Raw genomic sequence first — 25,776 nt, forward strand, 5'->3', positions numbered from 1 at the left:
GAGTTAGGACGTTTCCGATATCTACGAAGATAAGTCCGCGAATTGGTCTAGCGAGATGAGGCGATCAACACGCCGATTTTTCCGCACAGACAAAACTACACACATCCTATTATCGAAATTTTCGACCCTTGCCCCCCACGCAAAAGCCCGTAAAAAAGCATCCTCCCAGCAGATTCCGCCGCTCGGCACTGATCAAAAAATGAATTTGTCCCAGAGATAAAATAACTGTATAAAAACACAGTATATTTTCAAGCACTGAATCCGACCTGGAGAATCCCCATGCCCCATTCAGCCACGCGCAGTACGTTTGAACGCATCGTCATCAATCAATTTACCCCGCTACATTGCGCGCAAGCGCGTGAAATGCTGGGCTGGGATCGCGAGCAGCTGAGCGAGCAATCAGGGGTTTCAGTTGCGGCAATTGAACGCTTCGAGGCACAAGCCCCCGTGCGCGACGTTACCCGGCTGGCCCTGGCCTACAGCCTTGAGGCGCAAGGCCTGGTGTTCTTCCCCGGGTTTAGCCCCGGTCGCGGGGGCAATGTTCGCGGCACAACGCCAGACCCGATGGGCCGCGAAGATTTTGCCCTGATAGAGTGAAATACGACCCTACTGCCCTGGGGTTTCCACCTCCAGCCACCAAGCATGGCCCGGGTGAGGCGTTAGCAGATTGAACGCCTCACCCATTTGTGGCGTTGTAATGAGCACATCGCGCTGCTCTGCCAACGCCACAATGCGGTCAAATGGCTCGGACCAAGCATGGAAAGCCAGGTCAAAGGTGCCATTGTGAATCGGCAGCAACCACCGCCCGTTGAGGTCAAGATGTGCCTGCAGGCTGTGCTCCGGTTGCATATGCACATGGGGCCAATCCACGTTGTATGCCCCTGTCTCCATCAGGGTCAGATCAAAGGGGCCGAACTGCTCTCCGATCTGCTTGAAACCGTCAAAATAGCCCGAGTCACCACTGAAGAAAATTCGCACATCATCAATGATCATCACCCAGGAAGCCCAAAGGGTCTGGTTGTGATCAAACAGCCCGCGCCCCGAAAAGTGCTGTGATGGGGTAGCGACAAAACGGATGCCTGCAAGCCAGGTGTCCTGCCACCAATCCAGTTGCTGAACTTTACTGGCAGGCACGCCCCATTTGACCAGCAAGTCGCCGACACCCAGCGGCGCCAGAAACTGCTCCGTTTTGGCAGCCAGTTGCACGACAGTTTTCTGGTCCAGATGGTCGTAATGATTGTGGGAAAGAATCACCGCGTCCAACGGTGGAAGCTCATCAAGGCTGATGGGGGGCGCATGAAAACGCTTTGGGCCAGCCCACTGGAACGGCGAGGCACGTTCGGCATAAACCGGATCGGTCAGCCAGTATTTGCCTTTGAGCTTGAGCAGCAAGGTTGAATGCCCCAGCCTGTAAACACTGAAGTCCGCGGCCTCAGCCAGTTGTTCACGGGTCAGCGGCTTGACCGCAATCACACCGGTTGGGCGAGTGCTCGCAGGTTTCTGAAATATCATCCGCCAAAAAATGCCCAAGGTTTTACCCAGACTGGAGGACGGCCTGACGCCCGTATTTTGAAATGCACCTTGATGACGCTCAGCGGGCTTGGGGCCCTCTGCACTGCTTGAGTCGAGTGCCATGGCTTGAAGGCTCCAGTCAAAAGTGATTAATGCTCTGTTTGCAGTCGTCGCTGCCTGCGCCGACGCTTGCCCTTGGCTTAATAAGCTAATCTAGACCCCACGGCAGTTTCAAAATTTTCGGAATCTGTGCGATGTATTCTCGACATGACTAACCGAGCAAGCCAACAATCAGCCGTGCAGTACCGTCGTCAGAAACTCAGGCCGAACATCTTGCGCAGATAGCCATGGACAATAAAAGAGGCAAAGGGTTGTCGTTCGCCAAGCGTATTTATGCGCCGCGAGTGATTGGTTCAGGGTTTGGCAGTATCGGGCTAATGGCCGCCCTCTACCCCCTCGATAGATCCATATGGGTGTGGCTACTGCTGCTGATTAATGCGTTCGCATGGCCTCATCTGGCCTATCAATTGTCATCACGTGCAACCTATCCCTACCTGGCAGAACGTCGCAATATTTTGCTTGATTCCCTGTGCGGAGGATTTTGGGCAGCAGCTATCGAGTTCAACCCGCTGCCGACCGTCATCATTGTGTCGATGATGACGATGCACAACGTGGCCGCAGGTGGGCCAAAGCTGCTGGCCCGGGGTGCGCTGGCGCAGTTGGCGGGTGCCCTGGTGGCCGTGCTGCTGTTCGGCTTTGCGTTTACGCCCCATACCACCAGCCTGCAAGTCTATGCCTGCGTGCCGGTGCTGATCCTTTACCCTTTCGCTGTAGGCATGGTCAGTTATGGGCTGGCAATCACCCTGGCCGAGCATAAACGCGCCCTGAGCACCCTCAGCCGTACCGACAGCCTGACCGGCCTGCTTAATCACGGCTCATGGAAAGACCTGCTGCAGCTCAGTTTCCAGCAGAGCCTGGAGCGGCATTCTCCGGCGACTCTGGCGCTGATTGATATCGACCACTTCAAGCAGATCAACGACACCTACGGCCATATTGTCGGCGACAGTGTGTTGCGCCAGCTCAGCAAGGAACTCAAGGACAATTTGCGCACTGAAGATCTCGCTGGCAGGTACGGCGGTGATGAGTTCTGCGTCATCCTGCCCAATCGCACCCTGGAGCAGGCCCAGGAAATCATGGAGCGCCTGCGCCATGTATTTGCCAATTATCAACACACCGACGAACCCGGGCTGTGCGTTAGCCTGAGCATCGGCCTGGCCACTTGCCGCCCCGAATTCCTCCACGCCAGCATGTGGCTGAACGAGGCCGATAAAGCGCTGTATATCGCAAAGAATACGGGGCGCAACAAAATCAGCGTTGGCGCAGCAGACACCCTGCCTGAGTCAGTCCTGGGCAATGGCCCGGTTTAGCAACAGGGCCAGGCAGTTCGACTCAACGGATACAGCGACGCTCGGCCGAAATCTCGGGCACGTCCTGGCGCTGCATGTAGACCCGCAGGGGTTCGGTGATATTCAGGCGATCATCGATATTTTGATCCAGCAGCAGCTGAATCAGCTCGCGTTTGAGGGTCATGGTCTCGGCGCCATTGGCCTGCCAGACAAATTCGCTGGTCGGAGTAATGTTGTCGTCGGCGACATCCATGCCGAAAGAATCTTCGCTAAAACGGACAATGTGCTGGCCTGTCTTACGATTGAAACCAACAAAGCCGTTAAGTAGGTCGGCGGCCTGGCAGATGAGTTGCGAAGTGATACGCATGGTAAACCTCACTGATGAGCCCAAAGGCTCTGGAACGATGGTTTACACGCAAGATTCAAGGCTTGCCCCTCTACCGGGGACGTTGATAGGGCCAAGAGTACTGCACATCAGCCTGAAAAATCGCTAAAAAACACACTCCGTTTTTCTGATGGAAAGGATTTCAACCAATGTCCGACACTTTTGGCAAAAGCGCCCTGCTGCTGAGCCTGATCCTGGGTATGGGCCAGGCTCAGGCCAACAGCGTACCAAGCTCCACCGAGGCAGCACTGGCCAATGTGCACGGTATCCCCCACCCCGCCGTCATCGCCCATCGCGGTGCATCCTTCGATGCCCCGGAGTCAACCGCGCCAGCCTATACCCTCGCCCGCGACCTGGGCGCCGATTACCTGGAAATGGACCTGCAGCGCAGCAAGGACGGCGTGCTGCTTGCACTGCATGACAACAGCCTGCTGCGCACCACCGATGTGGCGAAAAAATTCCCGGAGCGCAAGGACAGCCCCGCCAGTGCCTTCACCCTGGCGGAACTTAAAACCCTGGATGCTGGCAGCTGGTTCAACCAGGCCTACCCGGATCGGGCACGCGCGTCCTACGTTGGCCTGCCCATTTTGACCCTGGATGAAATCATCGATATTGCCCAGGGCAACCCCGAGCACACACCGGGCCTGTATATCGAAACCAAGCAACCCAAGCTGTTCCCGGGCATTGAGCACGACCTGCACCACACACTGAGCAAGCGCGGCTGGCTTGCGCCTGTGACAGGGACAACAACAGGTTCGCAGGTGGGTTTGGGCAAGGGCCGAATCATTTTGCAGACGTTCGATAAAAACAGCCTAGAACTGCTGCAAAAAGAAATGCCCGATACCCCGAAGATCCTGCTGCTATGGGTGGGTGAAGGCGGCATGACGCCCGACACCAGCGTCAGTTTCGCCGACTCGGGGGCAAAGGATAAAGCCGCGTACTACGCCAAGCAGCAGCCCAAGGACCAGACCGAGTTCACCCAGTGGCTCGACTTTGCCAAGGCTAACGGCGCCATCGGCACTGGCCCTTCGGCAGCCTTGACCCACGGCGGCGACCAGAGCTATTTCGACCTGATCCAGCCCTGGATGAACAAGGCCACTCATGACCGGGGCATGCTGGTACATGTATACACCCTCGACGCCCCCATCGACTTCAAGAAGGCAATGGACGCAGGTGTCGATGGCATTTTCACCAACCGCGCCAGCGAGTTGCTCAAGTACTACCAGCGCCCGGCGCCACACAGCGTCAATCAGTTGCTGGAGAACAATGGCTTCTAAACCTGAGCGCCGGTAGCAGGGCGAAAATTAAGGGTGAGTTAAGTTGTGCCGGTTAATCTGATCCCACTTAAACAGATCAACCCAAAGGGACTCAACATGAAAACACTTAACCTGGTATTTGCCACTGTTGCCCTGGCGCTGACCGCCGGTATTGCCCAGGCCGATGTTCGCCCTGACCATATTCCAGGGCTGCTCAAATCGGGTGAAATCACCTCGTTTGAAAAGTTGAATCAAGCCGCGCTGGATAAACACCCGGGGGCGACCATTGTTGATACCGAGCTTGATCACTCTTACGGCAAGCTGGTGTATGAGGTTGAATTGCGCGATACCAAAGGTATCAAGTGGGACGTGGACCTCGACGCCAAAACGGGCGAAGTACTGCAAGACAAACAAGACACCTGAGTTGATTTGAATAAAAACCGCGCCACTCTTTATGAGTCGCGCGGTTTTTTTATTGAGTGCCTGCTGATCAATGAGTGCCGTGTACAAGTGTTCTGGCTAGAATCAGCTTTTTAAGCACGAGCATTTTCCATGGCGCCAGGCGTGGTCGACGATATCGCAACGATTAACCGGATCAGCGCAGTGCCGGCGATGCTTCAGGTGATCGCGGAAATGACCGGCATGCGCTTTGCCGCCGTTGCCCGTGTGACCCAGACAACCTGGACTGCCTGCGCCGTGCTCGACAACCTGGGTTTCGGGTTGCAGCCCGGGGGCGAGCTGGAGCTGGTCAGTACCCTGTGCTTTGAAAGCATGCACTCGCACCAGCCCATCATCATCGACCATGCCAGCGCTGACCCGCTGTACCAGCATCATCACACCCCCAGGATGTACCGCTTTGAAAGCTATATCACGATCCCGGTATGGCGCACTGACGGCCGCTTCTTCGGCACCTTGTGCGCTCTGGACCCGGAGCCTGCCAGCCTGAAAGACAGCACCATCCAATCCACAATGGAGTCTTTTGCCCGGCTGCTCTCGCTGCAGATTGACGCTGAAGAGAACCAGCAACGCACCGAGACTGCCTTGCTGCAAGAGCGTGAAAATGCAGAATTGCGCGAGCAGTTTATCGCCGTGATCGGCCATGACTTGCGCAACCCGCTCTTCGCCATTACCACGGCAGCCGAGCGCCTGTTGCGCAAGTATCCCAACCCACCGAGCGATGTGCTCGCGCAGCATATCCTCAGCTGTGGACATCGCGCTTCGCAGTTGGTGGAGGACGTCCTGGACTTTGCCCGGGGCCGCCTGGGCAGCGGTATCCCCCTGACCTTGAGCGAGTGCGGCAATCTCGACCAGGTGTTGCGCCACGTTGTTTCAGAAATTCAAAGCGTACACCCCGACCGCTTGATCCAGTCAGATATCGAGCCACTCACAGGCATCCAATGTGACAGTGGCCGTTTGGCGCAACTGCTCTCCAACCTGCTGATCAATGCCATTACCCACGGTGGCCCAAGCGGTGCCGTGCGCGTCAGCGCCCTGACGCTCGATGGGATGTTCAGCCTCAAGGTGTTCAACCAGGGCACGCCCATAGCCCCCGAGTTACTGCCGCACTTGTTCAAGCCCTACTCACGACCGGCCAATCACACCCCCCAGGCCGGTCTCGGCCTTGGCTTGTACATTGCCAGCCAGATCGCCCTGTCCCATGGTGGCCATCTCGAAGTCGCTTCCAATCAAGCACAGGGCACGGTCTTCACCTTCAGCCTGGCGTTAGCGCAAGCCTGAGCCCGCCTTTTCTTGCCTCGCTTGGTATGTTGGATGACATCTTTGGCAGGTCACCCATAAAGATGGCCATTTGCTGTATCAGAGCTAAGGTACTCATTACAAACGTTTGCATCGCTGTTCTGCCATGTACGAAAGGAGTCGTTCATGCACACTGCAACTGATCTGAAAACGCGCGCACTGCGTCGTATCGGCCAATTCGCTGCGCTGCTCTACAGCCTGTTGAGCTACCTGTTTTTCCTGCTGACATTCCTCTACTTCATGGGCTTTGTGGGCAATGTCGGGGTCCCGAAAAGCATTGATTCGGGAACAGGCCTGGCATGGCCTTGGGCGCTGGTGAGCGATATTTTGCTGATCAGCCTGTTTGCCCTGCAGCACAGCCTCATGGCGCGCAAAAGCTTCAAGGACCGCTGGCGCTTTATCATCCCGGCACCCATCGAACGTGCCACCTATGTCTTGGTCTCCAGCGCGGTTCTGGCGCTGCTGTGCGGGTTATGGCAACCGATCACCAGCGTTGTCTGGAAAGTTGAGTCGCCAGTGGCCACAGGCTTGCTTGTCGCCCTGTACTGGCTCGGATGGGCGATCGTGCTGGTGGCAACGTTCCTGTTCAGCCACTTTGAACTGTTCGGCATCAAGCAGGCCCTGGCGCCATTGCTGCGGCCCGCCTCGGTAAACCCCGTATTTCGCACACCTACACTGTACAAAGTTGTACGCCACCCGATGTACCTGGGGTTTTTGATCGCATTCTGGGCCACACCCGAGATGACTGTCGGGCACCTGGTATTTGCGCTGACCAGCACGTCGTACATCCTGATCGGCACACATCTGGAAGAGAAAGATCTGGTTACCCTGTTTGGTGACAACTACCGCCGTTATCAAAAAAACGTCGCCATGTTGCTGCCCTTTGTACGCCGCAATTCAGGTTCTGAAGACTGACGTGGGAATAAATCTGTATTTGGCTCGATGATCGGTAGAAACTGTAGCGCTGTTCAGCGGTAACTGATCTCAACCATCAGCTACCTCCTATTGCGCCTCAACAGAACTCTGATATGAACACCCGCCTCTGCGCTTACGAAGACCTGACGCTGCGCCAGCGCGAATTACTGCGCGAGATTGAGGTAAGACCTGAGCAAGTGCCATTCTGCGGCACTGTCGAATCGGCCCTGCACGCCCTGCCCACCAAGCCGCACGCGGGTATCAAAGGGTTGGCGTTACTGCGCGATGAACGGCCGGTGGCCTTCTTGCTGCTCAAGCGCGAGCCGTTACTGGCGCATTGGGCCGAAGCCGGCAGTGCCACCCTGCATGCCTTGCAAGTCGACAGCCGGGTCCAGGCTCAGGGGCTGGGCAAGGCCTGCTTGCGCGAACTGCCCCGGGCCATTGATCAGTTCTGGCCCGAGATCCGTCAGTTGATGCTTTCTGTCAGCCCGTTCAACACCAGCGCGCTGGCCTTTTACCTGGGCCAGGGCTGGGTCGAGCGCGGCGAGGCCTATCGTGGCGAAAGGCGCCTGGTGCTTTCACTGCCGGCCTCACCACTGCCACAACTGCAAGCAGGCTAGGCCGCCTTTTTGATCGGCAACCAGATCTCTACCCGACCCGTGCCGGCGTCCGGATTGAAGTCGGCGCTGTAACGCTCGAACTCGGGCGCGTCGACGGCGGCGTACCCAGACTGCGGCAACCACTGCTTCCAGATAGCCTGAAAGGTCTGGGCCAGGGTATCCAGTGGCCCGTGATGCTCGAACACCGCGTAGGACTGTTCTTGCAGCTCAATCCAGCGATAGCGCTCGGGCAGGTCGTCCAGCTTGCTGATGGCCACACCGGCAATGTATTCGAAACCGCCTTCGCCATCTGGATTACAACAAACACCGTAGGTTTCTTCCCCTATCTGGCTAGGTACCTTACCCAACTCAGGAAGGAATGTGTCCCACAGCTGAGGAATTCGACCTGCGGTCTCTTGAGTGAAACGGCCACCAAAACCCGCAATCAGTTGAAAGGGACCTTTGGTGAATCGCGGCGCTGACAGCTCGAACTTTTTTAGTTGATCCATGGGGCATACTCGATGGAGTAAGTAGGAAACCTAGCAACTTAGTATAGGAACAAAAACACAAGCGAGTCGGATCAGCAAAAAATAGCGCCTGTTGCCATCTAGACAAAAGTACCTCAGCGCCCTTATTGTCTGGCCCAGACCACCGCAGTGGTCAACGTCGCTCGGACGGTTCCGGGCGCTTACGTACCAGAGGCACACATGGCAGACCAAGGTTCGCCGCGACGCTTTGCGCGCATAGATCGACTCCCCCCTTACGTTTTCAACATCACGGCTGAACTGAAGATGGCCGCCCGACGTCGTGGCGAAGACATCATCGACTTCAGCATGGGCAACCCTGACGGCCCGACACCGCCGCATATCGTTGAAAAACTTTGCACCGTCGCACAGCGTGAAGACACTCACGGCTACTCGACTTCGCGTGGCATTCCGCGCCTGCGCCGGGCCATTTCTCGCTGGTATGCCGACCGTTACAACGTTGAAATCGATCCTGAGCACGAAGCCATTGTCACCATTGGCTCCAAGGAAGGCCTGGCGCACTTGATGCTAGCCACCCTGGACCAGGGCGACACAGTTCTGGTGCCCAACCCCAGCTACCCGATTCACATCTACGGTGCCGTGATTGCCGGTGCCCAGGTGCGTTCGGTGCCGCTGATCCCCGGCGTGGACTTTTTTGCCGAGCTGGAAAAAGCCATCCGCGGCTCGATCCCCAAGCCGAAAATGATGATCCTGGGCTTCCCGTCCAACCCCACGGCGCAATGTGTCGAGCTGGATTTCTTTGAACGTGTGGTGGCCCTGGCCAAACAATACGATGTGCTGGTGGTCCACGACCTGGCCTACGCCGATATCGTCTATGACGGCTGGAAAGCGCCTTCGATCATGCAGGTACCCGGCGCCAAGGACATTGCGGTGGAGTTCTTCACCCTGTCCAAAAGCTACAACATGGCCGGCTGGCGTATCGGTTTTATGGTCGGCAACCCAGAGCTGGTCAATGCCCTGGCGCGGATCAAGAGCTACCACGACTACGGCACCTTCACCCCGCTGCAAGTGGCGGCGATTGCGGCGCTTGAGGGTGACCAGCAGTGCGTCAAGGATATTGCCGAGCAGTACCGCCAACGCCGCAACGTGATCGTCAAAGGGCTGCACGAACTGGGCTGGATGGTCGAAAACCCGAAGGCTTCGATGTATATCTGGGCCAAGATTCCCGAACACTACGCCCACCTGGGCTCACTGGAGTTCGCCAAGAAGCTGCTGGCGGATGCCAAGGTCTGTGTGTCGCCTGGGGTAGGATTTGGTGAGTATGGTGACGACCATGTGCGCTTTGCCCTGATTGAAAACCAGGATCGCATTCGTCAGGCGCTGCGTGGGATTCGCGCCATGTTCCGGGCTGACGGCTTTAACCCGGGCTAAGCCATAAACCCGTGTGGGAGCGGGCTTGCTCGCGATTGGATCGCTGCGGTGCAATAGATACACCGCATTACGCCCATCGCGAGCAAGCCCGCTCCCACAGGTTTGGTGGCGCTTAAACCACCAACGACAGCAGCAGAATAAAGATCAAGCCGACAATCGACAGAATGGTTTCCATCGCGGTCCAGGTCTTGAAGGTTTCAGCCACGGTCATGTTGAAGTACTGCTTCACCAGCCAGAAACCCGCATCGTTGACGTGAGACAGGATCAACGAACCCGCGCCGGTCGCCAGTACCAGCAACTCGCGGTTCACACCCGGAATCAAGTCCACCACCGGCAACACAATCCCCGCCCCGGTAATGGTCGCCACGGTCGCAGAACCCGTCGCGATACGAATCACCGCCGCCACCAGCCAGGCCAGCAGGATCGGCGAGATTTGCGCGTTCACGGCCATATGGCCGATCACGTCACCCACACCGCTGGCTACCAGCATCTGCTTGAAACCGCCGCCCGCACCAATGATCAGAATGATCGCTGCGGTAGGGGCCAGGCTTGCGTCCAGCAGCTTGAGGATACGCTTGGAGTCGATCCCCTGACGGGCGCCAAAGGTGTACAGCGCCAGCAACAATGCCAGCAACAGCGCACTGATCGGGTGACCGATCATGTCCATCCACACGCGGAAGAAGTTGCCGTCAGGCAGCGCAACGTCTGCAAACGTCTTGAGCAACATCAGGAACACCGGCAACAGCACGGTCACCAGGGTGATGGAGAAGCTTGGCAGGGTGCTGGATTCCGGCTCGCTGGCCAGTTGGTCCATCAGGTCCTGGGAAGCATGCCCCGGGATGTACTTGGCGATAAACGTGCCGTAAATCGGCCCGGCAATGATCGCGGTCGGCAGCGCTACGATCAGACCGTACAAGATGGTCTTGCCGATATCGGCACCAAACACGCCAATGGCCAGCAGCGGACCCGGGTGCGGTGGTACCAGCCCGTGTACGGCGGACAAGCCGGCGAGCAGCGGGATGCCGATCTTGATGATCGACACGCCGGTACGGCGCGCAACGATAAACACCAACGGGATCAACAGCACAAAGCCGATTTCGAAAAACAACGGAATACCGACCAGGAAGGCGGCAAACATCATTGCCCACTGCACCTTGTCCTTGCCGAAGGCACGGATCAGGGTGCGGGCGATCTGGTCTGCCCCCCCGGAGTCGGCCATCATTTTGCCAAGCATGGTGCCCAGTGCCAGGATGATCCCGACAAAGCCCAGCACGCCACCAAAACCGTCCTGGAACGACTTGATGATCAGGTTGGCAGGCATGCCGGCAGTCAGGCCCAGAAACGCCGAGGCAATAATCAGGGCGATAAAGGGGTGCAACTTGAATCGGGTGATCAAAACGATCAGCCCGATAATGGTCACTACTGCATCAAGCAGCAGAAACGTATTGTGGGACATGCCTAGCATGGGGCTTCTCCTGCCTTTTTGTTGTTATCAAGTACGGGGGTGCCGCTACGGCCGAGGCAGATAGCGCTATCTGTTTGAAACAACATCATGAAGTTGCCATTACCGTCTGCTCGCTCCACCAGTCTCGGGCGGCGCTTGCTAATTGTTTAACGTTCATCTGAGCTGCGTTGAGGGTCAGCACCAAAGACTCATTGGTCGGTGATTCAAGTGCAGCGAACTGGCTGTCGATCAGGGTCTTGGGCATGAAATGCCCCGGACGATCGGCCACTCGGGCAGCCGCAACCTCGGGGGTCAGCTCCAGGAACACAAAGCCCAGACCGTCTACCGAACTGCGCAGGCGCTCGCGGTAACGCAGTTTCAGTGCCGAACAGGTCAGCACCGGGCGCTGACCATTGGCAACCGCACGACGCAATTCATCGCACAGGCTGTCAAGCCAGCCGGCGCGATCTTCATCGGTCAGGGGGATGCCGGCACTCATCTTGGCAATGTTGGCCGCCGGGTGAAAAGCATCGCCTTCAATCGGGGTCGCGCCATTGAGCTGGCACAGTGCCTGGCTAACGCTGGATTTGCCGCAGCCGGCAACACCCATGATGACCAGAGCAGTGATAGGTTGACTCATGAAACACCTCAGTCCGTAGACAGCGCTGTCTTTGTTCATGCGTTCAATACTTGAAAGCAAAGCACAAAGCTTAGGCTACCGACGTCTATTTCTCATTTTTATGGGGAGACGCGGAGACGCTCTCGACATACAAAGCTGGGGTAACTGATTTACACGCAATCAGGCAATTGCGGGTCCGATTGGACAGCGCTACCTTAGTGACTTGTTTTTTGTTTGGCAAGCCGCCCTGATGACCACCTCCAAAAACGACAAAAACACCCGAACCACGGGTCGCCCTACCCTTAATGAAGTTGCCCGCCTTGCGGGGGTCAGCCCCATCACCGCTTCGCGTGCTCTGCGCGGCATCAGCAGCGTTGCCACCGAGCTCGCTGCCAAGGTGCGCATTGCGGCCGACGAGCTCAATTATGTGGTCAACCCGGCTGCCCGGGCGCTGGCCTCGGCGCAGAGCCACTCGGTGGTGGTGCTGGTGCCTTCATTGTCCAACCTGTTGTTTATCGACACCCTCGAAGCCATTCATGACGTATTACGCCCCCGGGGCTTTGAAGTACTGATCGGTAACTTTCACTACTCGCGCGACGAAGAAGAAAACCTGCTGCGCAACTATATGGCCTACCAGCCACGCGGGCTGTTGCTGACAGGCTTTGACCGCTCCGAAAGCTCGCGCCGGATGATCGAGACCAGCAATGTGCCCTGCGTGTACATGATGGAGCTGGATGCGGCCGAGGGTGTGAACTGTGTCGGTTTTTCGCAGTTGCAGGCTGGGGAAACCGCCGCCCGCCACCTGATCTCCCGTGGTCGCCGACGCCTGGCCTATATCGGCGCCCAGCTTGATCAGCGCACGTTGCTGCGTGGCGAAGGGTATCGCCGTGCCTTGCAGGAGGCCGGTTTGTACAACCCGGATCTGGAAATGCTGACGCCTCGCCCGTCTTCCGTCGGCCTGGGCGGGGAACTGTTCCTGCAATTGCTGGCCAGCCATCCGCAGGTGGATGCGATCTTTTTCGGCAACGACGACCTTGCCCAGGGCGCTCTGCTGGAAGCCGCACGCACCGGCATCAAGATTCCGGAGCAAATCGCCATATTGGGCTTCAACGACCTGCCGTCGTCGGAGTTTATGGTGCCGCGCCTGAGCAGCATTCGCACCCCCCGCGAAGCCATTGGCCGTCGCGCAGCCGAGCAAATGCTGACCTTGATGGCCGGTAATAAAGTGGCCAACCCGGTGCAGGACATGGGCTTTGAGTTGATGGTGCGCGAAAGCAGTTAAAGCTCCCACAACAAACTCCGTAGCAGCTGCCGAAGGAACGAGGCTGCGTCCGGCTGCGCAGTAGTCGCAATCCCGGTGTGCACGATCTCACTGAAACACCGGGGCCGAATGGTTCTGCGAGCGCTTCGCACTCGAACGTAGCCTCGCACGGCTCGTCAACTGCTACAGGGGGTTGCTGCAGCTTTAATGCAGTTGCAACGTCGAGTTGAACTGGCTGATGGCATCGACCACATGCCGGGAGCCTTGCTGGATTTCCAGGATGGCCTCCCCCGCTTCATTGGCCAGCGACACGCCAAGGCCGGTGCGGCTCAAGCTCGATTGCATGCTGGTGACCGCGCTCAGCGACAAGTCATGGTTGCGGCGCACTACCTCGACAATTTCCAGGGTGGCGGCACTGGTGCGCGCTGCCAGGCTGCGGACCTCATCGGCCACCACGGCAAAACCGCGACCATGCTCGCCCGCCCTCGCGGCCTCAATTGCAGCATTGAGTGCCAGCAAGTTGGTCTGGTCGGCAATGCCGCGGATGGTCTGCACGATTTTGCCGATACTGTCGGACTGCTTGCTCACCGCATCAATGCTCTGCGCTGCTTCATTGAGATCTTTGGAAATAGCTTCGATGATTTGCACGGTTTGCTGCACCACCTGCGAACCTTTCTGCGCACAGGCATCGTTTTGCACTGAAGTACTGTGGGTCGATTCAGCAGCCGTTTGCAGATTCGTGACCTGAGCGGTGATATCACTGGCGAACTTCACCACCTTGTACAAGCGCCCCTTGGCATCGAAGATCGGGTTGTAGGACGCCTCGAGAAACACCGTATGACCGTATTTATCGACCCTCTCAAAACGTCTGGAATGGAACTCCCCGCGATTAAGCGAAGCCCAGAAGGCTTTGTAGCCAGCCGACTCGGCCTCACTGCGGCGACAGAACATACCGTGGTGCTGGCCGACAATTTCGCTCAATGAGTAATGCATGGTGTCGAGAAAGTTCTGATTGGCATTGATCACCCGCCCGTCAGGTGAAAACTCGATCACCGCCATCGACCGCCCCAGGGCATTCACGATGCTCTGGTTTTCGTGCTCTTTGTTGATGCGGTCGGTGATATCCGACGCGACCTTGATCACCCGGGTAACCTGCTGGTCTGCACCGACAATGGGCATGTAGCTGGCTTCCAGCCACACCTCGCGCCCTGCCTTGTCGAGCCGTGAAAAGGTGCCACTCAAGGCGGCGCCTTGGCTCAGATCCCGCCAGAAATGGCTGTACTCGCTGGATTTGACGTAAGCCTCTTCACAAAAAATCCGGTGGTGCTTGCCGCGAATCTCGTCGGCGGTGTAGCCCACTACCCTGCAAAAGTTCTCGTTGGCCTCCAGGATAGTGCCGTCGGGGGCAAATTCAATAATCGCCATAGAGCGGCTGACCGCCTCCAGCTTGGCCGTCATGTCATTTAACGCGTCGTTAAGACGGTGATTCTCAAGCAGGTCGGCTTTGCGATGCGAATTAAACATGGCTCAATCCCTGGAGGTGCTGTCTATTGATAATTCAAAAGTTTCAAGACGCAGCCAGTCAGCTGGGTTTCTCACTCTTAACGTTAGAGCTGTACACACTTCAAGGGTTTGAGCTCTTATGGCCACGGCCCCGTAAACAAAGAGCATAGCTAGCCAAATCACGCGCGCAAGCAAATAGCCATCAACCTGCGACGGAACGCTCACGCTTCAAAAACTTACCAAATGGATGATGCCCAATTTAAAAGTTACAGGGTCCCGACGAGCGAGTCCCTGCGAAAATCTACTTAATGGCCAAACAAGCCGACGTCAGTTTTCTTGGCCTTTTTATCAGCGCGTTTTTCATCAGCTGTTTTGGCGGGCTTTTTCTTCGCTGCTTTTTTTGAATCCATACCTTTAGACATGTTATGCACTCCAGCAATCAGGATTGTTAACTGAGGTATAGCACTGATCCGTGGTGAACTTGCATTTAAAGTCAGTTATTCAAAAATGAATGCGATTATGTACGTTTTAATTCCGAATACAGCTCACTCACACTATTCAGCCAACCCGCAGAAATTTATCTTTTGATTATTTATACTACGCGCCCCTTCCTTGAGCCTGTGGACTTATGACTGCCATTATTTACGCCCCGCTTGAAGCGGTTCTATGGCCATTGATGAACAAGTTTTATCGCGCACATCAATCATCGATGAAAGCGGTCAGGGATGCGCAGTTATGGGTAGCACGTCAGGAGGAGATTATTGCCGGCCTATGTTTGCGGCCGATGGCACACGGCTACTGGCTGACCGGATTGTTTGTCGCGCCAGGGCTACGCGGCCAAGGGGTGGCCGGGGCACTGGTCAGCCAGGCAGTCGCCGCCTCCGATGGCCCGGTCTGGTTGTTCTGCGACCCGCAGTTGCAGGATTTCTATGAAAAACTCGGGTTTAGCCTGGACGTAGAGTTGCCCCACGCCCTGCACGAGCGGCTGGTTCGCTATCAACGCAACAAAGCGATGATAGCGATGGGCCTTACTCCTTGGTGCCTGGCTCCAGATCAGGAAACAGCACCTCAATAAAACCGAATTTGCTGAAGTCCTTGATCCGTGAAGGGTACAGACGACCGATCAAGTGATCGCACTCATGCTGCACAACCCGCGCATGAAACCCCTCTGCAACCCGTACGACTGGCTCGCCTTTAGGGGTGAAACCTTCGTAACGGATCTTGTGAAAGCGCTCTACGACCCCGCGCAGGCCCGGCACTGACAGGCAGCCCTCCCAGTCTTCCTCAAGCGCCGGGCTCAAGGGCGTGATAAGGGGGTTGATCAGAATGGTCTGGGGCACGGCTTCGGCATCCGGGTAGCGCTCGCTGTGCTCAAAACCAAAGACCACCAATTGCAGGTCAACGCCAATCTGCGGCGCTGCCAGGCCCACGCCGCCAGCGTGCTCCATGGTCTGCAACATGTCGTCGAGCAATTGCCAGAGTTCTGGCGTGTCGAACATTTCAGCCGGTACCGGCCGGGCTACGCGCAATAGACGCTCATCGCCCATTTTCAGGATTTCACGAATCATGGTCAGGTTTCATCTGAAGTGGCTTTAAGGGAGTGGTCGCGGCCAAGGCCGGATACATGCTGCTTGGGATCAGAATCGTCAGACTCATCGAATGTCTTCTCGCCGGGGTTCTTGCCTTCAGCCGACATATGTTCGATCACGGCATTCATTTCAGCACCCAGCAACAACACCGCCGATGAAATGTAGAAGTACAGCAACAGCACGATGATTGCACCGATACTGCCATACATGGCGTTGTAGTCTGCGAAGGTTTTGACATAAAAAGCAAAACCCAAAGACGCCACGATCCAGACCACCACGGCCAGTACCGAGCCCGGCGTAATAAAGCGAAACTTCTGCTCCACATCGGGCATCACGTAATACATCAATGCCACGGCTACCATCATCAGCAAAATAATCGCCGGCCAGCGCAGGATGGTCCACAACGTCACGACAAAGTCTTCAAGGCCCACCTGCCCCGCCAGCCAGCTCATGACTTGCGGCCCGAGCACCATCAGTGCGGCGGCCACCAGCAGCATGCCGGCAATGCCAATGGTGTAGAAAATCGACAGCGGAAAACGCTTCCAAATGGGCCGTCCTTCAACCACGTCATAGGCGGCGTTCATCGCACTCATCATCAAGCGCACACCCGCCGAAGCCGTCCACAGCGCAATCACGATACCCACCGAGAGCAGGCCACCCTTGGATTGCTGCAGCTGGTCGATCACCGGGTTGACCTGCTCCAGCGCCTGCGGCGGCAGGACCAGTTCAGACTGCAGGCGCAGCCAGGTAAAGAAATCAGGCAGATGCAAAAAGCCGATCAATGCGATCAGGAACAGAATGAACGGGAATAACGAAAACAGCATTTGATAGGCCAGCGCCGAGGCGTAGGTCGACATTTCATCGTCGATAAATTCCTTGACCGTTCGGATCAAGACTTTGCCCAAAGGCAGGCCGTTCAAGCCTGGGAATAACATAGCGTCTCCTTTCGCCGCATCGTTAATGAGGTCAACACGCCTCCAAGCGAAGGGTTTTACCTAAAAGTAGCCCAATTGGCGACTTTGAAAACACCGGATCGCCAAACCCGTAAAAAGGCCAACCCAACATTGACCCTGTGGCCCGGCATCGAGTTTCATTTATTTTCTGCCCATCATTTCGTCGATCAGCGCAGGTTGGGCTTTATGTTTGCCCGCTAACCCCCGAGAATACGCGACGTATTCAGGCTATGGCGCTGAAGATCCGCAATTGTAGGAAGGTTATGAAACTCGATAAAAAGCTGGCTATTGCCCGCAGAAACCAGGAACTCGGCGGCGCGGTACTCGGCGTCAACAACTGCCATTTCGCCGCACTGAACACCAACAAGAACATCTGGTGGTTCGATATTCCGCTGGCTCGTCTGGCTGTGGGCCAGTACGAATGGGTGCATTTGTTACTGCACACCCCAAGCACCGACGAACTGCTGCACCTGAAGGTGACCACTGCATTCCTGCGTGAAAAGCGCGAAGGCATGGTAGTACGTGCGACGCATAAGCGTACGCCGACCATGAGCCTGGAGTTGAGTGCGGACAAGGATTCCTATTTGCAGGACGTTCGCCCTACAGGTACTGGTGTTAACTTCGCACAGTTCTTGCAGAAATAAACCCAAGGGCCAAAACCTGTGGCCGAACTGTAGATACTCTGTTGCAGGTCAAGCCCAACCAAAAGCCCCTCACCCTAGCCCTCTCCCGGAGGGCGAGGGGACTGACCGCACGCGGCCTGAAAATTTCCATAGATCAGCGCCCTCTCCCTCCGGGAGAGGGTTGGGGTGAGGGGCTTTCAGCCATCACTTTTTCCCCAGCTGCTACAACAGGTCTTGGCCGTTTCAAAATGAAAAAGCCCCGCAATGCGGGGCTTTTTCGTATCCAGGCCGGTTACTTCTTGAGACCCAGCTTTTTCAGTTCTTCATCGCGCAACTCACGACGCAGGATCTTGCCTACGTTGGTAGTCGGCAAGCTGTCGCGGAACTCGACGAATTTGGGCGCTTTATAAGCCGTCAGATTGGCGCGCATATGCTTCATGACCTCATCCTTGGTCAAGGTCATGCCCGGCTTGACCACGATAAACACCTTGATCAGCTCACCGGTTTTCTCATCCGGAATACCGATTGCCGCAGACTGCAGCACGCCAGGCAAGGAAGCCATGACATCTTCCAGCTCATTGGGGTACACATTGAACCCCGACACCAGAATCATGTCTTTTTTGCGGTCGACAATCCGGATATAGCCATCGGGCTGAATCACGGCGATATCACCGGACTTCAACCAGCCTTCACTGTCCATGATTTCGGCGGTAGCGTCAGGGCGCTCCCAGTAGCCTTTCATGACTTGCGGGCCCTTGATGCACAGCTCGCCGACTTCACCCAGCGGCAGCTCTTCACCGGCATCGTTGATCACTTTGCACAAGGTCGAAGGCACTGGAATGCCAATGGTGCCAACCTGGATGCTCTGGGCCGGGTTGACCGTGGCCACCGGGCTGGTTTCGGTCATGCCGTAACCTTCGCAGATCGGGCAACCGGTCACGGTTTTCCAGCGCTCGGCCACCGACAGCTGCAAGGCCATGCCGCCCGACAACGTCACCTTGAGGGCCGAAAAGTCCAGTTTGCGGAACGCTTCGTTATTGCACAACGCCACGAACAGGGTGTTAAGGCCCACAAAGCCGGTGAACTTCCACTTGGACAGCTCTTTAACCATCGCCGGCAAATCCCGGGGGTTGCTGATCAGTATGTTGTGGTTACCCAGCAACATCATCGCCATGCAGTGAAAGGTAAAAGCATAGATGTGGTACAGCGGCAGTGGCGTGATCAGGATTTCACAACCTTCATCGAGGTTGGAAGCCATCAGCGCCTTGCACTGCAACATGTTGGCAATCAGGTTGCGGTGGCTCAGCATCGCGCCCTTGGCCACACCGGTGGTGCCGCCGGTGTATTGCAGCACGGCAACATCACTGCTTACCGGGCTGGCTTCCTTGACCGGCTGGCCCTGCCCCTTGCTCAGCACATCGTTGAACTTGATGGCCTGCGGCAAGTGATAAGCCGGGACCATCTTCTTCACATACTTGATGACGCTGTTGATCAGTACGCGCTTGAACGGCGACAGCATGTCGGCCACTTCAGTGACGATCACATACTTGACCGAAGTCTGCGGCACGACCTTTTCGGCCAGGTGCGCCATGTTCGCCAGGCACACCAGGGCCTTGGCGCCGGAATCCTTGAATTGGTGTTCCATTTCCCGCGCGGTGTACAGCGGGTTGGTGTTGACCACGATCAAGCCGGCGCGGATGGCTCCGAACACAGCGATCGGGTATTGCAGCAGGTTGGGCAACTGCACGGCGATGCGATCGCCCGGCTGCAGGTCGGTGTGCTGTTGCAACCAGGCTGCAAACGCGCCGGACTGCTCATAAAGCTCACCGTAGGTGATGGTTTTACCGAGGTTACTGAACGCCGGTTTGTCGGCGAACCGCTGACAAGATTCCCGCAGTACCGTCTGAATATTTGGGTATTCATCAGGATTGATCTCAGCAGCAATCCCAGCTGGGTACTTATCCTTCCAAAAGCCTTCAATCATGGAAGCCCACTCCTCAGCGTCGCGAATTCTTCACCGCATCGGGTGCGGTTCTTATTTGTTTGATTTTTATAATGGAAAGCTCTGACTTGCTCTTACCCTGAAGTCACAAAGCGCGCCGAGAGTAGCAGCTTTGCCAAAGGCCGCCTAGAGCCTGCAAGCGTGTTTAGAGTCACATTCCTGACTGTAGGACAATCCAAAGTCATCATTAGTGCAAATACTCTATTAGCTTCGAGAACCCTCTGTACCGGGCTTTTCAGAGCATTATCATAGACATAAAAAAACGCCCGCAGCCTTTCGGCATACGGGCGTCTGTCGCCAGGCTGTAAGAATCAGACGGTATCACGCAACTCACGACGCAGGATTTTCCCCACCGGCGTCATGGGCAAGGAATCACGCAATACAATCTGCTTGGGCACCTTGTAGCCGGTGAAATTTTCCTTGCAGTAGGCCTTGAGCTCTTCAACCGTCACCCCGCCTGCGCGCGGCACCACAAACAGCTTGACCGCCTCCCCCGTGCGCTCGTCGGGCACGCCGATAACCGCGCAATTGGCCACCTGGGGATGGGCCATGACGATGTCTTCGATTTCATTGGGGTACACATTGAAACCGGAAACGATGATCAGGTCTTTTTTACGGTCGACGATGCGGACAAAGCCGTCCGGGTCGATCACCGCTATGTCACCGGTCTTGAACCAGCCCTCGGCGTCCAGCACCTCGGCCGTGGCCTCAGGGTTTTGCCAGTAGCCCTTCATCACTTGCGGGCCTTTGACACACAACTCGCCCCGCTCGCCCAGGCCCAGGTCAACGCCCTCATCGCTGATGACCTTCATGGCGGTGCCCGGCACCGGCATGCCCACCGTGCCCAGCCGTGCCAGCTGGCCGCAGGGGTTGGCGCTGGCCACCGGCGAGGTTTCCGTCAGGCCGTAACCTTCGACGATACGGCAACCGGTAAGTTTTTCCCAACGCTCGGCAGTGGCCTTGACCAGCGCGGTACCGCCCGAGTTGGTGATCTTGAGCCCGGAGAAGTCCACTGACTTGAAGTCCGGGTGGTCCATCAGCGCGACAAACAGGGTGTTAAGCCCCAAAAAGCAGGTGAATTTCCAGTTTTTCAGCTCCTTGATAAAGCCCTTGATGTCACGCGGGTTGGTGATCAGGACGTTATGATTGCCCGTGACCATCATGCCCATGCAATTGGCCGTGAATGCATAGATATGGTAGAGCGGCAACGGCCCGATCATGATCTCGCGCCCGTCCTTGAGCATCGGCTGGCCATCCGCGCCGTGCTGGGACAGGCACGCGCGCAGTTGCTGCATATTGGCGATCAGGTTGCCGTGGGTCAGCATCGCGCCCTTGGGCAGGCCGGTGGTACCGCCGGTGTATTGCAGCACTGCAGTGTCATCCAGCCCGACCACCAGCGGCCGGATCACCTGCCCGGCACCGCGGCGCAACACGCTCTTGAAGGAAACGGCCTGGGGCAGCGAGTAGGCCGGTACCAGTTTTTTCACCTTGTCGACCACCAGGTTGGTGATCCAGCCTTTGGCGGCCGGCATCATGTCGCCCATTCTGGCTTCGATCAGGTAGTCGATTTCAGTGTCTTGCAGCACTTCCTGCACACGCTTGCCGAACATGTTCAGGTACACGAGGGCACGAATGCCGGCGCTCTTGAACTGATGGCGCATCTCGCGCGAGGTGTAGAGCGGGTTGGTGTTGACCACAATCAGCCCGGCACGCATAGCGCCAAACACGGCAATCGGGTATTGCAGCGTATTGGGCATTTGTACGGCGATCCGGTCACCCGGCTTGAGATCGGTGTATTCCTGCAGGTAACCGGCAAACGCGGCGCTGTGGCGCTCAAGCTCGGCATAGGTGATGGTCACACCCAGGTTGCTGAAGGCCGGGCGATCCGCAAACTTCTTGCAGGAGCGTTCAAATACGTCAACGACCGACTTGAAGGCCGTCATGTCGATATCCAGCGGTACACCGGCAGGACGTTTGTCATTCCAGAAATCAGGTTGCATTGTTTTTATCCTCGTACCTGAGTGTGCCTGGCCGCGTCTTTCACTCACTGGAAAACAGCAATGAAAAGCGGAATATGCGGACGTTAACAGTTATCAAGTAGTAGGCAAATACAGCGATCTTCGCCATTTACATCTTGAATCTTATTGCTACGCGATGGCCTGTTAAGTGGCTGCAGCGCAAATGCGCTATACACTGCTACGACAACATGTAAAGGAATTGCCATGACCGCCGAGACTTTTTGGCTGGAAACGAATGACCGCAGCGGTCTGTTCGTTCACCAGTGGCTGCCCGCTGGCACGCCCAAGGCCATTGTTCTATTGGCTCATGGCATGGCCGAACATAGTGGCCGCTATGCCTGCCTGGGCCAGACGCTGGGTGATGCCGGTTTTGCCCTGTATGCCCATGACCAGCGCGGCCACGGCAAGACGGCCGGGCATGGCACCCTCGGCTACTTTGCCGACCACGACGGCTGGTGCACGGTGGTCAGCGACGTGGCCAGCCTGAGCCGGCATATCAGCCAGAGCCATCCCGGCGTACCGATTTTCCTGCTCGGGCACAGCATGGGCAGCTATATCGCACAGGCGTACTTGATGCATCACGGCGCCAGCCTGCAAGGGGCGATACTCAGCGCCTCCAACTTCCAGCCGGTGGCGCTCTATCGTGCCGCCAGCCTGATTGCCCGTTTCGAGCGTTGGCGCCAGGGGCCAAAGGGGCGCAGTGCGTTGATCGAGTGGTTGTCATTCGGCTCGTTCAATAAAGCCTTCAAACCCAATCGCACGCCTTATGACTGGCTCAGCCGGGACCCGGTCCAGGTCGATGCCTACGCCAGCGACCCGCTGTGCGGCTTTCGCTGCACCAACCAACTGTGGATCGACCTGCTTGGCGGGTTGCAGCAAATCAGCAAAGCGTCCAATCTCGCTCAGATCGATCCGGGCCTGCCTTTACTGATAATGGGTGGCGAATGTGATCCGGTGAGTGAAGGCAAGCGTCTCACTGATCTGGCCAACGCTTTGCGAAGTGCCGGCAATCGTCAGTTGCAACTTAATTTGTACCCGCAGGCGCGGCACGAACTCTTCAACGAAACCAATCGCGACGAAGTCATGGCTGATGTCATTGCCTGGCTCAACCAGGCCTTGAGCCGCACACGGCCTGCACGCAGCGAATGAGCAAAACAGACTTTCAATTAAAAAGCTTTTAAAATCATAGACTTAAAACCAAAAACTCGTCACAGGACATGCGCTAGATGACTCAGGTTACCAACACCCCGTACGAAGCCCTCGAAGTCGGCCAGACTGCCAGCTACAGCAAAACCGTCGGAGAGCGTGACATTCAGCTTTTTGCGGCCATGTCCGGCGACCACAACCCGGTGCACCTTGACCCTGAGTTCGCCGCCGCGACCATGTTCAAAGAACGCATTGCCCACGGCATGTTCAGCGGTGCGTTGATCAGTGCCGCCGTAGCCTGCGAGCTGCCTGGCCCGGGCACCATCTATGTCGGCCAGCAGATGAGCTTTCAAAAGCCGGTAAAAATCGGTGACACCCTTACCGTGCGCCTGGAAATCCTGGAAAAAATGCCCAAGTTCCGCGTGCGCATTGCCACTCGCGTGTTCAACCAGCGTGATGAAATCGTGGTGGATGGCGAAGCCGAAATCATCGCCCCGCGCAAGCAGCAGACCGTTACCCTGCCGGTATTGCCTGCGATCAGCATTGGCTAAAAATGAATGTGGGAGCGGGCCTGCTCGCGATTGCATCAGCTCGGTCAATATGATTCACCGAGTTGTTTGCATCGCGAGCAAGCCCGCTCCCACATGTGTGGATCTACAGCGTCAAGCTAATCATGCACGGGCACGGGCCTGATTGCGCAGTGCCTTGACCTGATCGTGGTTACGTTGCACGCCGTGATACTGACGCTCGACCAGATCACGAATACCCACCAGGTTGTGCTTGCTGATTTTTTCCAGCGCTTCTTTGTAAGCTTTTAGCGCATGGTCTTCGCCGCGCTCGGCTTCGTTGAGCACCGCTTCTTCGTCCTTGCCGGTAAACACCGATTTGACGTCCACCCAACGGCGGTGCAAGTCACCTGCCACGCTGGTGCTGGTTTCCGGGTCGCCTCCCAGGGCACGCACCTGAGCCTGCAGTTCGGCAGCGGCGGTTGCACATTCAGCCGAACGCTTGGCAAACAGCGCCTTGAGCTCCGGGTGCTTGATATCTTCGGCACAGGATTTAAACCCTTCCTGACCGTCTTTGCTGGTTTCGATCAAATCGTTCAGGACGCTAATGGCTTCTTTATTGAGATCAGTCATTGTTCAATTCCTTACAAGGTTGAGGATCGTGCAATAGAGATTGCAGGGCTCGTGCCAGTTTTAGAATTAAATAAAATCCTTATAAATCAATAACTTAATAAATAACCGAAAATCTGTATCCGGTTTTTATGCATGATCTGTCAATTGGCCTTCATGCAAATTGCCTGTATTTTTCATCCCATGCCTGTACGCACTTGAAGGCCACTGCATGAACCCCGAAAAACTCGAACTGCTGGTCACCCGTGAAATGCCCTTTGGCAAATACAAAGGCCGAATCATTGCCGACCTGCCTGGCCAGTACCTCAACTGGTTTGCCCGCGAGGGGTTCCCCCACGGAGAGCTGGGCGGCTTGCTGGCCCTGATGCAAGAGATCGATCACAACGGCCTGTCGGACCTGCTCGACCCGTTGCGCGCCAAACACTCAAAACCCAAACCTCGCCATTAATTGAGTTGCCCCATGCCAAGGATTGAAGACAACGCCCGCGACGAACACTTCTGGCACGCCATCGCCCAGCGCTACGACATAGCTGCGGGGCCGATCAATCTGGAAAACGGCTACTTCGGGCGCATGACTCGCGAAGTGGCACAGGACTACCAGCGCAATATCGACTTTATTAACCGCCACAACTCGGTGCCTGTGCGCCAGCACTTCGATACCACCCAGGGCCTGGAAATTCGCAATTCGCTGGCCGGGCTGCTCGGTGTGGCCCCTGCCGGCCTGGCGCTGACCTTTTGCGCCTCAGATGGCCTGCAATCATTGATCCGCAACTACAACGGCCTGCAAGCGGGCGACCAGTTACTGATCAGCGATCTGGAATACCACAGCGTCGAGTACGCCATGCGTGGGGTTGCACGCCAACGCGGCCTTGAAATTATCGAAATTTCCCACACCCACCCCGCCACGTTTGAAAGCCTGGTGGCCAGCTATCGCCAGGCGTTTGAGCGCAACCCGCGGATCAAGCTGATGGCCCTCACTCACGTTACCCATCGCACCGGCCTGGTCATGCCTGTGGAAGCGATTGTTGCGGCGGCAAAAGAGCATGGGGTGGATGTGATTCTCGATGGTGCCCATGCCCTGGGGCAGATCGAACTGGACCTGCCGGCACTGGGCGTGGCCTTTGCCGGTTTCAACCTGCACAAGTGGATTGGTGCGCCACTGACCCTGGGCCTGATGTATATCGACCCACAGCGCCTGGGGGACATCGACCCCGATATGGGCAACGAGCGCTACCCCGAGCCGGATGTGCGCAACCGCGCCGTGTATGGCACGGTCAACATCCCGGCCTGGCTGACCCTGACCAAGGTGCTGCAGGAACACCATGAGATGGGCGGCGCCAGAGGCAAGGGGGCCCGGCTCAACTACCTGCGTAACCTGTGGGTCAGCGAGGCGCGCAAGATCGAGGGCATTGAAGTGCTGGTCAGTGATGATCCGCGGCTGTACTGCGCAATCACCTCACTGCGCTTTACCCATGTGCAGGATCAGCAGCCGATGGCCGAACGCCTGCTCAAGGATTACAACCTGTTTACCGTGGCGCGCAATGGCTCGGCGTGCGGCAGTTGTATACGCATTACCGTGGGGTTTGCCACTACGCTGGAAGACATCAACCAGCTGGTGCGGGCGTTGCGCGAGCTTTCGCAAGCTCATGCATAACCCTTGTGGGAGCGGGCTTGCTCGCGATGCTAACGACGCGGTTTTTCATATAGACCGCAGCGATATCATCGCGAGCAAGCCCGC

At 56.8% G+C, this 25,776-nt stretch carries 26 protein-coding genes and 1 pseudogene; 15 read left to right on the top strand and 12 right to left on the bottom strand.

The features are described from left to right. Positions 1 to 279 precede the first annotated feature (279 nt). Positions 280 to 597, top strand: coding sequence for a helix-turn-helix domain-containing protein (locus tag BLU25_RS08595; protein ID WP_016782111.1), 318 nt, complete (start codon positions 280 to 282; stop codon positions 595 to 597). A gap of 9 nt (positions 598 to 606) precedes the next feature. Here BLU25_RS08595 and BLU25_RS08600 read toward each other — a convergent pair whose 3' ends face one another. Further along, positions 607 to 1,635: an MBL fold metallo-hydrolase gene (locus tag BLU25_RS08600; protein WP_016782110.1), complete on the bottom strand. Its 1,029-nt coding sequence runs from the start codon at positions 1,633 to 1,635 to the stop codon at positions 607 to 609. A 224-nt stretch (positions 1,636 to 1,859) separates the two neighbouring features. Here BLU25_RS08600 and BLU25_RS08605 point away from each other — a divergent pair, with 224 nt between their 5' ends. After that, on the top strand, positions 1,860 to 2,939 hold the full coding sequence (locus BLU25_RS08605) for a diguanylate cyclase (protein ID WP_029611561.1): 1,080 nt from the start codon (positions 1,860 to 1,862) through the stop codon (positions 2,937 to 2,939). Positions 2,940 to 2,961: 22 nt separating this feature from the next. Here BLU25_RS08605 and BLU25_RS08610 read toward each other — a convergent pair whose 3' ends face one another. Beyond that, positions 2,962 to 3,285, bottom strand: coding sequence for a DUF2025 family protein (locus BLU25_RS08610; protein WP_016782108.1), 324 nt, complete (start codon positions 3,283 to 3,285; stop codon positions 2,962 to 2,964). A 167-nt stretch (positions 3,286 to 3,452) separates the two neighbouring features. Between BLU25_RS08610 and BLU25_RS08615 the strand changes: the two genes are divergently transcribed. From BLU25_RS08615 to BLU25_RS08635, 5 genes are all read left to right on the top strand, one after another. Beyond that, on the top strand, positions 3,453 to 4,580 hold the full coding sequence (locus BLU25_RS08615; protein WP_016782107.1) for a glycerophosphodiester phosphodiesterase: 1,128 nt from the start codon (positions 3,453 to 3,455) through the stop codon (positions 4,578 to 4,580). A gap of 96 nt (positions 4,581 to 4,676) precedes the next feature. Continuing rightward, complete coding sequence (locus tag BLU25_RS08620; RefSeq protein ID WP_016782106.1) at positions 4,677 to 4,982, top strand: PepSY domain-containing protein; 306 nt, start codon at positions 4,677 to 4,679, stop codon at positions 4,980 to 4,982. 129 nt (positions 4,983 to 5,111) lie between these two features. Further along, positions 5,112 to 6,296 carry a GAF domain-containing sensor histidine kinase gene (locus BLU25_RS08625; protein WP_016782105.1) on the top strand — a complete coding sequence of 395 codons (1,185 nt, stop codon included), beginning with the start codon at positions 5,112 to 5,114 and terminating at the stop codon, positions 6,294 to 6,296. Positions 6,297 to 6,440: 144 nt separating this feature from the next. Further along, positions 6,441 to 7,229 (top strand): methanethiol S-methyltransferase, encoded by a 789-nt coding sequence (gene mddA / locus BLU25_RS08630; RefSeq protein ID WP_016782104.1) that lies wholly within the window; start codon positions 6,441 to 6,443, stop codon positions 7,227 to 7,229. A gap of 113 nt (positions 7,230 to 7,342) precedes the next feature. Next, positions 7,343 to 7,849 carry a GNAT family N-acetyltransferase gene (locus BLU25_RS08635; RefSeq protein WP_016782103.1) on the top strand — a complete coding sequence of 169 codons (507 nt, stop codon included), beginning with the start codon at positions 7,343 to 7,345 and terminating at the stop codon, positions 7,847 to 7,849. On the opposite strand, the gene BLU25_RS08640 is transcribed toward BLU25_RS08635, so the two are convergent. Continuing rightward, on the bottom strand, positions 7,846 to 8,337 hold the full coding sequence (locus BLU25_RS08640; RefSeq protein WP_016782102.1) for a GyrI-like domain-containing protein: 492 nt from the start codon (positions 8,335 to 8,337) through the stop codon (positions 7,846 to 7,848). The genes BLU25_RS08635 and BLU25_RS08640 overlap by 4 nt on opposite strands. Before the next feature lie 198 nt (positions 8,338 to 8,535). Here BLU25_RS08640 and alaC point away from each other — a divergent pair, with 198 nt between their 5' ends. Beyond that, positions 8,536 to 9,744 (top strand): alanine transaminase, encoded by a 1,209-nt coding sequence (alaC, locus tag BLU25_RS08645; RefSeq protein WP_016782101.1) that lies wholly within the window; start codon positions 8,536 to 8,538, stop codon positions 9,742 to 9,744. Positions 9,745 to 9,856: 112 nt separating this feature from the next. Here alaC and BLU25_RS08650 read toward each other — a convergent pair whose 3' ends face one another. Next, positions 9,857 to 11,209 (bottom strand): GntP family permease, encoded by a 1,353-nt coding sequence (locus BLU25_RS08650; RefSeq protein WP_016782100.1) that lies wholly within the window; start codon positions 11,207 to 11,209, stop codon positions 9,857 to 9,859. A gap of 85 nt (positions 11,210 to 11,294) precedes the next feature. Next, a complete protein-coding gene (locus BLU25_RS08655) occupies positions 11,295 to 11,828 on the bottom strand; it encodes a gluconokinase (RefSeq protein ID WP_016782099.1) in 534 nt (177 codons plus the stop codon). Between the two features lie 229 nt (positions 11,829 to 12,057). On the opposite strand from BLU25_RS08655, the gene gntR reads away from it, so the two are divergent. Beyond that, positions 12,058 to 13,089 carry an HTH-type transcriptional regulator GntR gene (gene gntR, locus BLU25_RS08660; RefSeq protein ID WP_029611559.1) on the top strand — a complete coding sequence of 344 codons (1,032 nt, stop codon included), beginning with the start codon at positions 12,058 to 12,060 and terminating at the stop codon, positions 13,087 to 13,089. A 183-nt stretch (positions 13,090 to 13,272) separates the two neighbouring features. Here gntR and BLU25_RS23930 read toward each other — a convergent pair whose 3' ends face one another. Then, a complete protein-coding gene (locus BLU25_RS23930; RefSeq protein WP_414860510.1) occupies positions 13,273 to 13,845 on the bottom strand; it encodes a methyl-accepting chemotaxis protein in 573 nt (190 codons plus the stop codon). 24 nt (positions 13,846 to 13,869) lie between these two features. After that, positions 13,870 to 14,592, bottom strand: a pseudogene (locus tag BLU25_RS23935) (PAS domain-containing protein); the annotation flags it as partial. Positions 14,593 to 15,199: 607 nt separating this feature from the next. Here BLU25_RS23935 and BLU25_RS08670 point away from each other — a divergent pair. Further along, positions 15,200 to 15,646 (top strand): GNAT family N-acetyltransferase, encoded by a 447-nt coding sequence (locus BLU25_RS08670; protein ID WP_081481072.1) that lies wholly within the window; start codon positions 15,200 to 15,202, stop codon positions 15,644 to 15,646. On the opposite strand, the gene def is transcribed toward BLU25_RS08670, so the two are convergent. Then, positions 15,600 to 16,139: a peptide deformylase gene (gene def, locus BLU25_RS08675; protein WP_016782094.1), complete on the bottom strand. Its 540-nt coding sequence runs from the start codon at positions 16,137 to 16,139 to the stop codon at positions 15,600 to 15,602. The genes BLU25_RS08670 and def overlap by 47 nt on opposite strands. A 2-nt stretch (positions 16,140 to 16,141) precedes the next feature. Next, positions 16,142 to 17,095 (bottom strand): YihY/virulence factor BrkB family protein, encoded by a 954-nt coding sequence (locus tag BLU25_RS08680; protein WP_016782093.1) that lies wholly within the window; start codon positions 17,093 to 17,095, stop codon positions 16,142 to 16,144. A 281-nt stretch (positions 17,096 to 17,376) separates the two neighbouring features. Between BLU25_RS08680 and BLU25_RS08685 the strand changes: the two genes are divergently transcribed. After that, positions 17,377 to 17,757 carry a hypothetical protein gene (locus BLU25_RS08685; protein ID WP_016782092.1) on the top strand — a complete coding sequence of 127 codons (381 nt, stop codon included), beginning with the start codon at positions 17,377 to 17,379 and terminating at the stop codon, positions 17,755 to 17,757. A gap of 271 nt (positions 17,758 to 18,028) precedes the next feature. Here BLU25_RS08685 and fadD1 read toward each other — a convergent pair whose 3' ends face one another. After that, positions 18,029 to 19,720: a long-chain-fatty-acid--CoA ligase FadD1 gene (gene fadD1, locus BLU25_RS08690; protein WP_016782091.1), complete on the bottom strand. Its 1,692-nt coding sequence runs from the start codon at positions 19,718 to 19,720 to the stop codon at positions 18,029 to 18,031. 329 nt (positions 19,721 to 20,049) lie between these two features. Further along, on the bottom strand, positions 20,050 to 21,738 hold the full coding sequence (gene fadD2, locus BLU25_RS08695; RefSeq protein WP_016782090.1) for a long-chain-fatty-acid--CoA ligase FadD2: 1,689 nt from the start codon (positions 21,736 to 21,738) through the stop codon (positions 20,050 to 20,052). Between the two features lie 222 nt (positions 21,739 to 21,960). Between fadD2 and BLU25_RS08700 the strand changes: the two genes are divergently transcribed. Together BLU25_RS08700 and BLU25_RS08705 are read left to right on the top strand one after the other, a co-directional pair. After that, positions 21,961 to 22,905, top strand: coding sequence for an alpha/beta hydrolase (locus BLU25_RS08700; protein WP_016782089.1), 945 nt, complete (start codon positions 21,961 to 21,963; stop codon positions 22,903 to 22,905). A 77-nt stretch (positions 22,906 to 22,982) separates the two neighbouring features. Beyond that, complete coding sequence (locus tag BLU25_RS08705; protein ID WP_016782088.1) at positions 22,983 to 23,453, top strand: MaoC family dehydratase; 471 nt, start codon at positions 22,983 to 22,985, stop codon at positions 23,451 to 23,453. A gap of 120 nt (positions 23,454 to 23,573) precedes the next feature. Here BLU25_RS08705 and BLU25_RS08710 read toward each other — a convergent pair whose 3' ends face one another. Continuing rightward, complete coding sequence (locus tag BLU25_RS08710; RefSeq protein WP_083369599.1) at positions 23,574 to 24,041, bottom strand: ferritin-like domain-containing protein; 468 nt, start codon at positions 24,039 to 24,041, stop codon at positions 23,574 to 23,576. Between the two features lie 208 nt (positions 24,042 to 24,249). Between BLU25_RS08710 and BLU25_RS08715 the strand changes: the two genes are divergently transcribed. Together BLU25_RS08715 and BLU25_RS08720 are read left to right on the top strand one after the other, a co-directional pair. Beyond that, positions 24,250 to 24,486: a DUF3820 family protein gene (locus tag BLU25_RS08715; RefSeq protein WP_016782086.1), complete on the top strand. Its 237-nt coding sequence runs from the start codon at positions 24,250 to 24,252 to the stop codon at positions 24,484 to 24,486. A 12-nt stretch (positions 24,487 to 24,498) separates the two neighbouring features. Next, complete coding sequence (locus BLU25_RS08720; RefSeq protein WP_016782085.1) at positions 24,499 to 25,692, top strand: aminotransferase class V-fold PLP-dependent enzyme; 1,194 nt, start codon at positions 24,499 to 24,501, stop codon at positions 25,690 to 25,692. The last annotated feature ends 84 nt before the right edge of the window (positions 25,693 to 25,776 follow it).

Origin of the sequence: Pseudomonas fragi, from assembly GCF_900105835.1 — a bacterium.
GTDB classification, from domain to species: Bacteria; Pseudomonadota; Gammaproteobacteria; order Pseudomonadales; family Pseudomonadaceae; genus Aquipseudomonas; species Aquipseudomonas fragi.

Excerpts from the sequence above, each read along its gene's own strand:
- BLU25_RS08595 (WP_016782111.1), top strand. The coding sequence starts at position 280 with ATGCCCCATTCAGCCACGCGCAGTACGTTTGAACGCATCGTCATCAAT.
- BLU25_RS08600 (WP_016782110.1), bottom strand. The coding sequence starts at position 1,635 with ATGGCACTCGACTCAAGCAGTGCAGAGGGCCCCAAGCCCGCTGAGCGT.
- BLU25_RS08605 (WP_029611561.1), top strand. The coding sequence starts at position 1,860 with ATGGACAATAAAAGAGGCAAAGGGTTGTCGTTCGCCAAGCGTATTTAT.
- BLU25_RS08610 (WP_016782108.1), bottom strand. The coding sequence starts at position 3,285 with ATGCGTATCACTTCGCAACTCATCTGCCAGGCCGCCGACCTACTTAAC.
- BLU25_RS08615 (WP_016782107.1), top strand. The coding sequence starts at position 3,453 with ATGTCCGACACTTTTGGCAAAAGCGCCCTGCTGCTGAGCCTGATCCTG.
- BLU25_RS08620 (WP_016782106.1), top strand. The coding sequence starts at position 4,677 with ATGAAAACACTTAACCTGGTATTTGCCACTGTTGCCCTGGCGCTGACC.
- BLU25_RS08625 (WP_016782105.1), top strand. The coding sequence starts at position 5,112 with ATGGCGCCAGGCGTGGTCGACGATATCGCAACGATTAACCGGATCAGC.
- mddA (WP_016782104.1), top strand. The coding sequence starts at position 6,441 with ATGCACACTGCAACTGATCTGAAAACGCGCGCACTGCGTCGTATCGGC.
- BLU25_RS08635 (WP_016782103.1), top strand. The coding sequence starts at position 7,343 with ATGAACACCCGCCTCTGCGCTTACGAAGACCTGACGCTGCGCCAGCGC.
- BLU25_RS08640 (WP_016782102.1), bottom strand. The coding sequence starts at position 8,337 with ATGGATCAACTAAAAAAGTTCGAGCTGTCAGCGCCGCGATTCACCAAA.
- alaC (WP_016782101.1), top strand. The coding sequence starts at position 8,536 with ATGGCAGACCAAGGTTCGCCGCGACGCTTTGCGCGCATAGATCGACTC.
- BLU25_RS08650 (WP_016782100.1), bottom strand. The coding sequence starts at position 11,209 with ATGCTAGGCATGTCCCACAATACGTTTCTGCTGCTTGATGCAGTAGTG.
- BLU25_RS08655 (WP_016782099.1), bottom strand. The coding sequence starts at position 11,828 with ATGAGTCAACCTATCACTGCTCTGGTCATCATGGGTGTTGCCGGCTGC.
- gntR (WP_029611559.1), top strand. The coding sequence starts at position 12,058 with ATGACCACCTCCAAAAACGACAAAAACACCCGAACCACGGGTCGCCCT.
- BLU25_RS08670 (WP_081481072.1), top strand. The coding sequence starts at position 15,200 with ATGACTGCCATTATTTACGCCCCGCTTGAAGCGGTTCTATGGCCATTG.
- def (WP_016782094.1), bottom strand. The coding sequence starts at position 16,139 with ATGATTCGTGAAATCCTGAAAATGGGCGATGAGCGTCTATTGCGCGTA.
- BLU25_RS08680 (WP_016782093.1), bottom strand. The coding sequence starts at position 17,095 with ATGTTATTCCCAGGCTTGAACGGCCTGCCTTTGGGCAAAGTCTTGATC.
- BLU25_RS08685 (WP_016782092.1), top strand. The coding sequence starts at position 17,377 with ATGAAACTCGATAAAAAGCTGGCTATTGCCCGCAGAAACCAGGAACTC.
- fadD1 (WP_016782091.1), bottom strand. The coding sequence starts at position 19,720 with ATGATTGAAGGCTTTTGGAAGGATAAGTACCCAGCTGGGATTGCTGCT.
- fadD2 (WP_016782090.1), bottom strand. The coding sequence starts at position 21,738 with ATGCAACCTGATTTCTGGAATGACAAACGTCCTGCCGGTGTACCGCTG.
- BLU25_RS08700 (WP_016782089.1), top strand. The coding sequence starts at position 21,961 with ATGACCGCCGAGACTTTTTGGCTGGAAACGAATGACCGCAGCGGTCTG.
- BLU25_RS08705 (WP_016782088.1), top strand. The coding sequence starts at position 22,983 with ATGACTCAGGTTACCAACACCCCGTACGAAGCCCTCGAAGTCGGCCAG.
- BLU25_RS08710 (WP_083369599.1), bottom strand. The coding sequence starts at position 24,041 with ATGACTGATCTCAATAAAGAAGCCATTAGCGTCCTGAACGATTTGATC.
- BLU25_RS08715 (WP_016782086.1), top strand. The coding sequence starts at position 24,250 with ATGAACCCCGAAAAACTCGAACTGCTGGTCACCCGTGAAATGCCCTTT.
- BLU25_RS08720 (WP_016782085.1), top strand. The coding sequence starts at position 24,499 with ATGCCAAGGATTGAAGACAACGCCCGCGACGAACACTTCTGGCACGCC.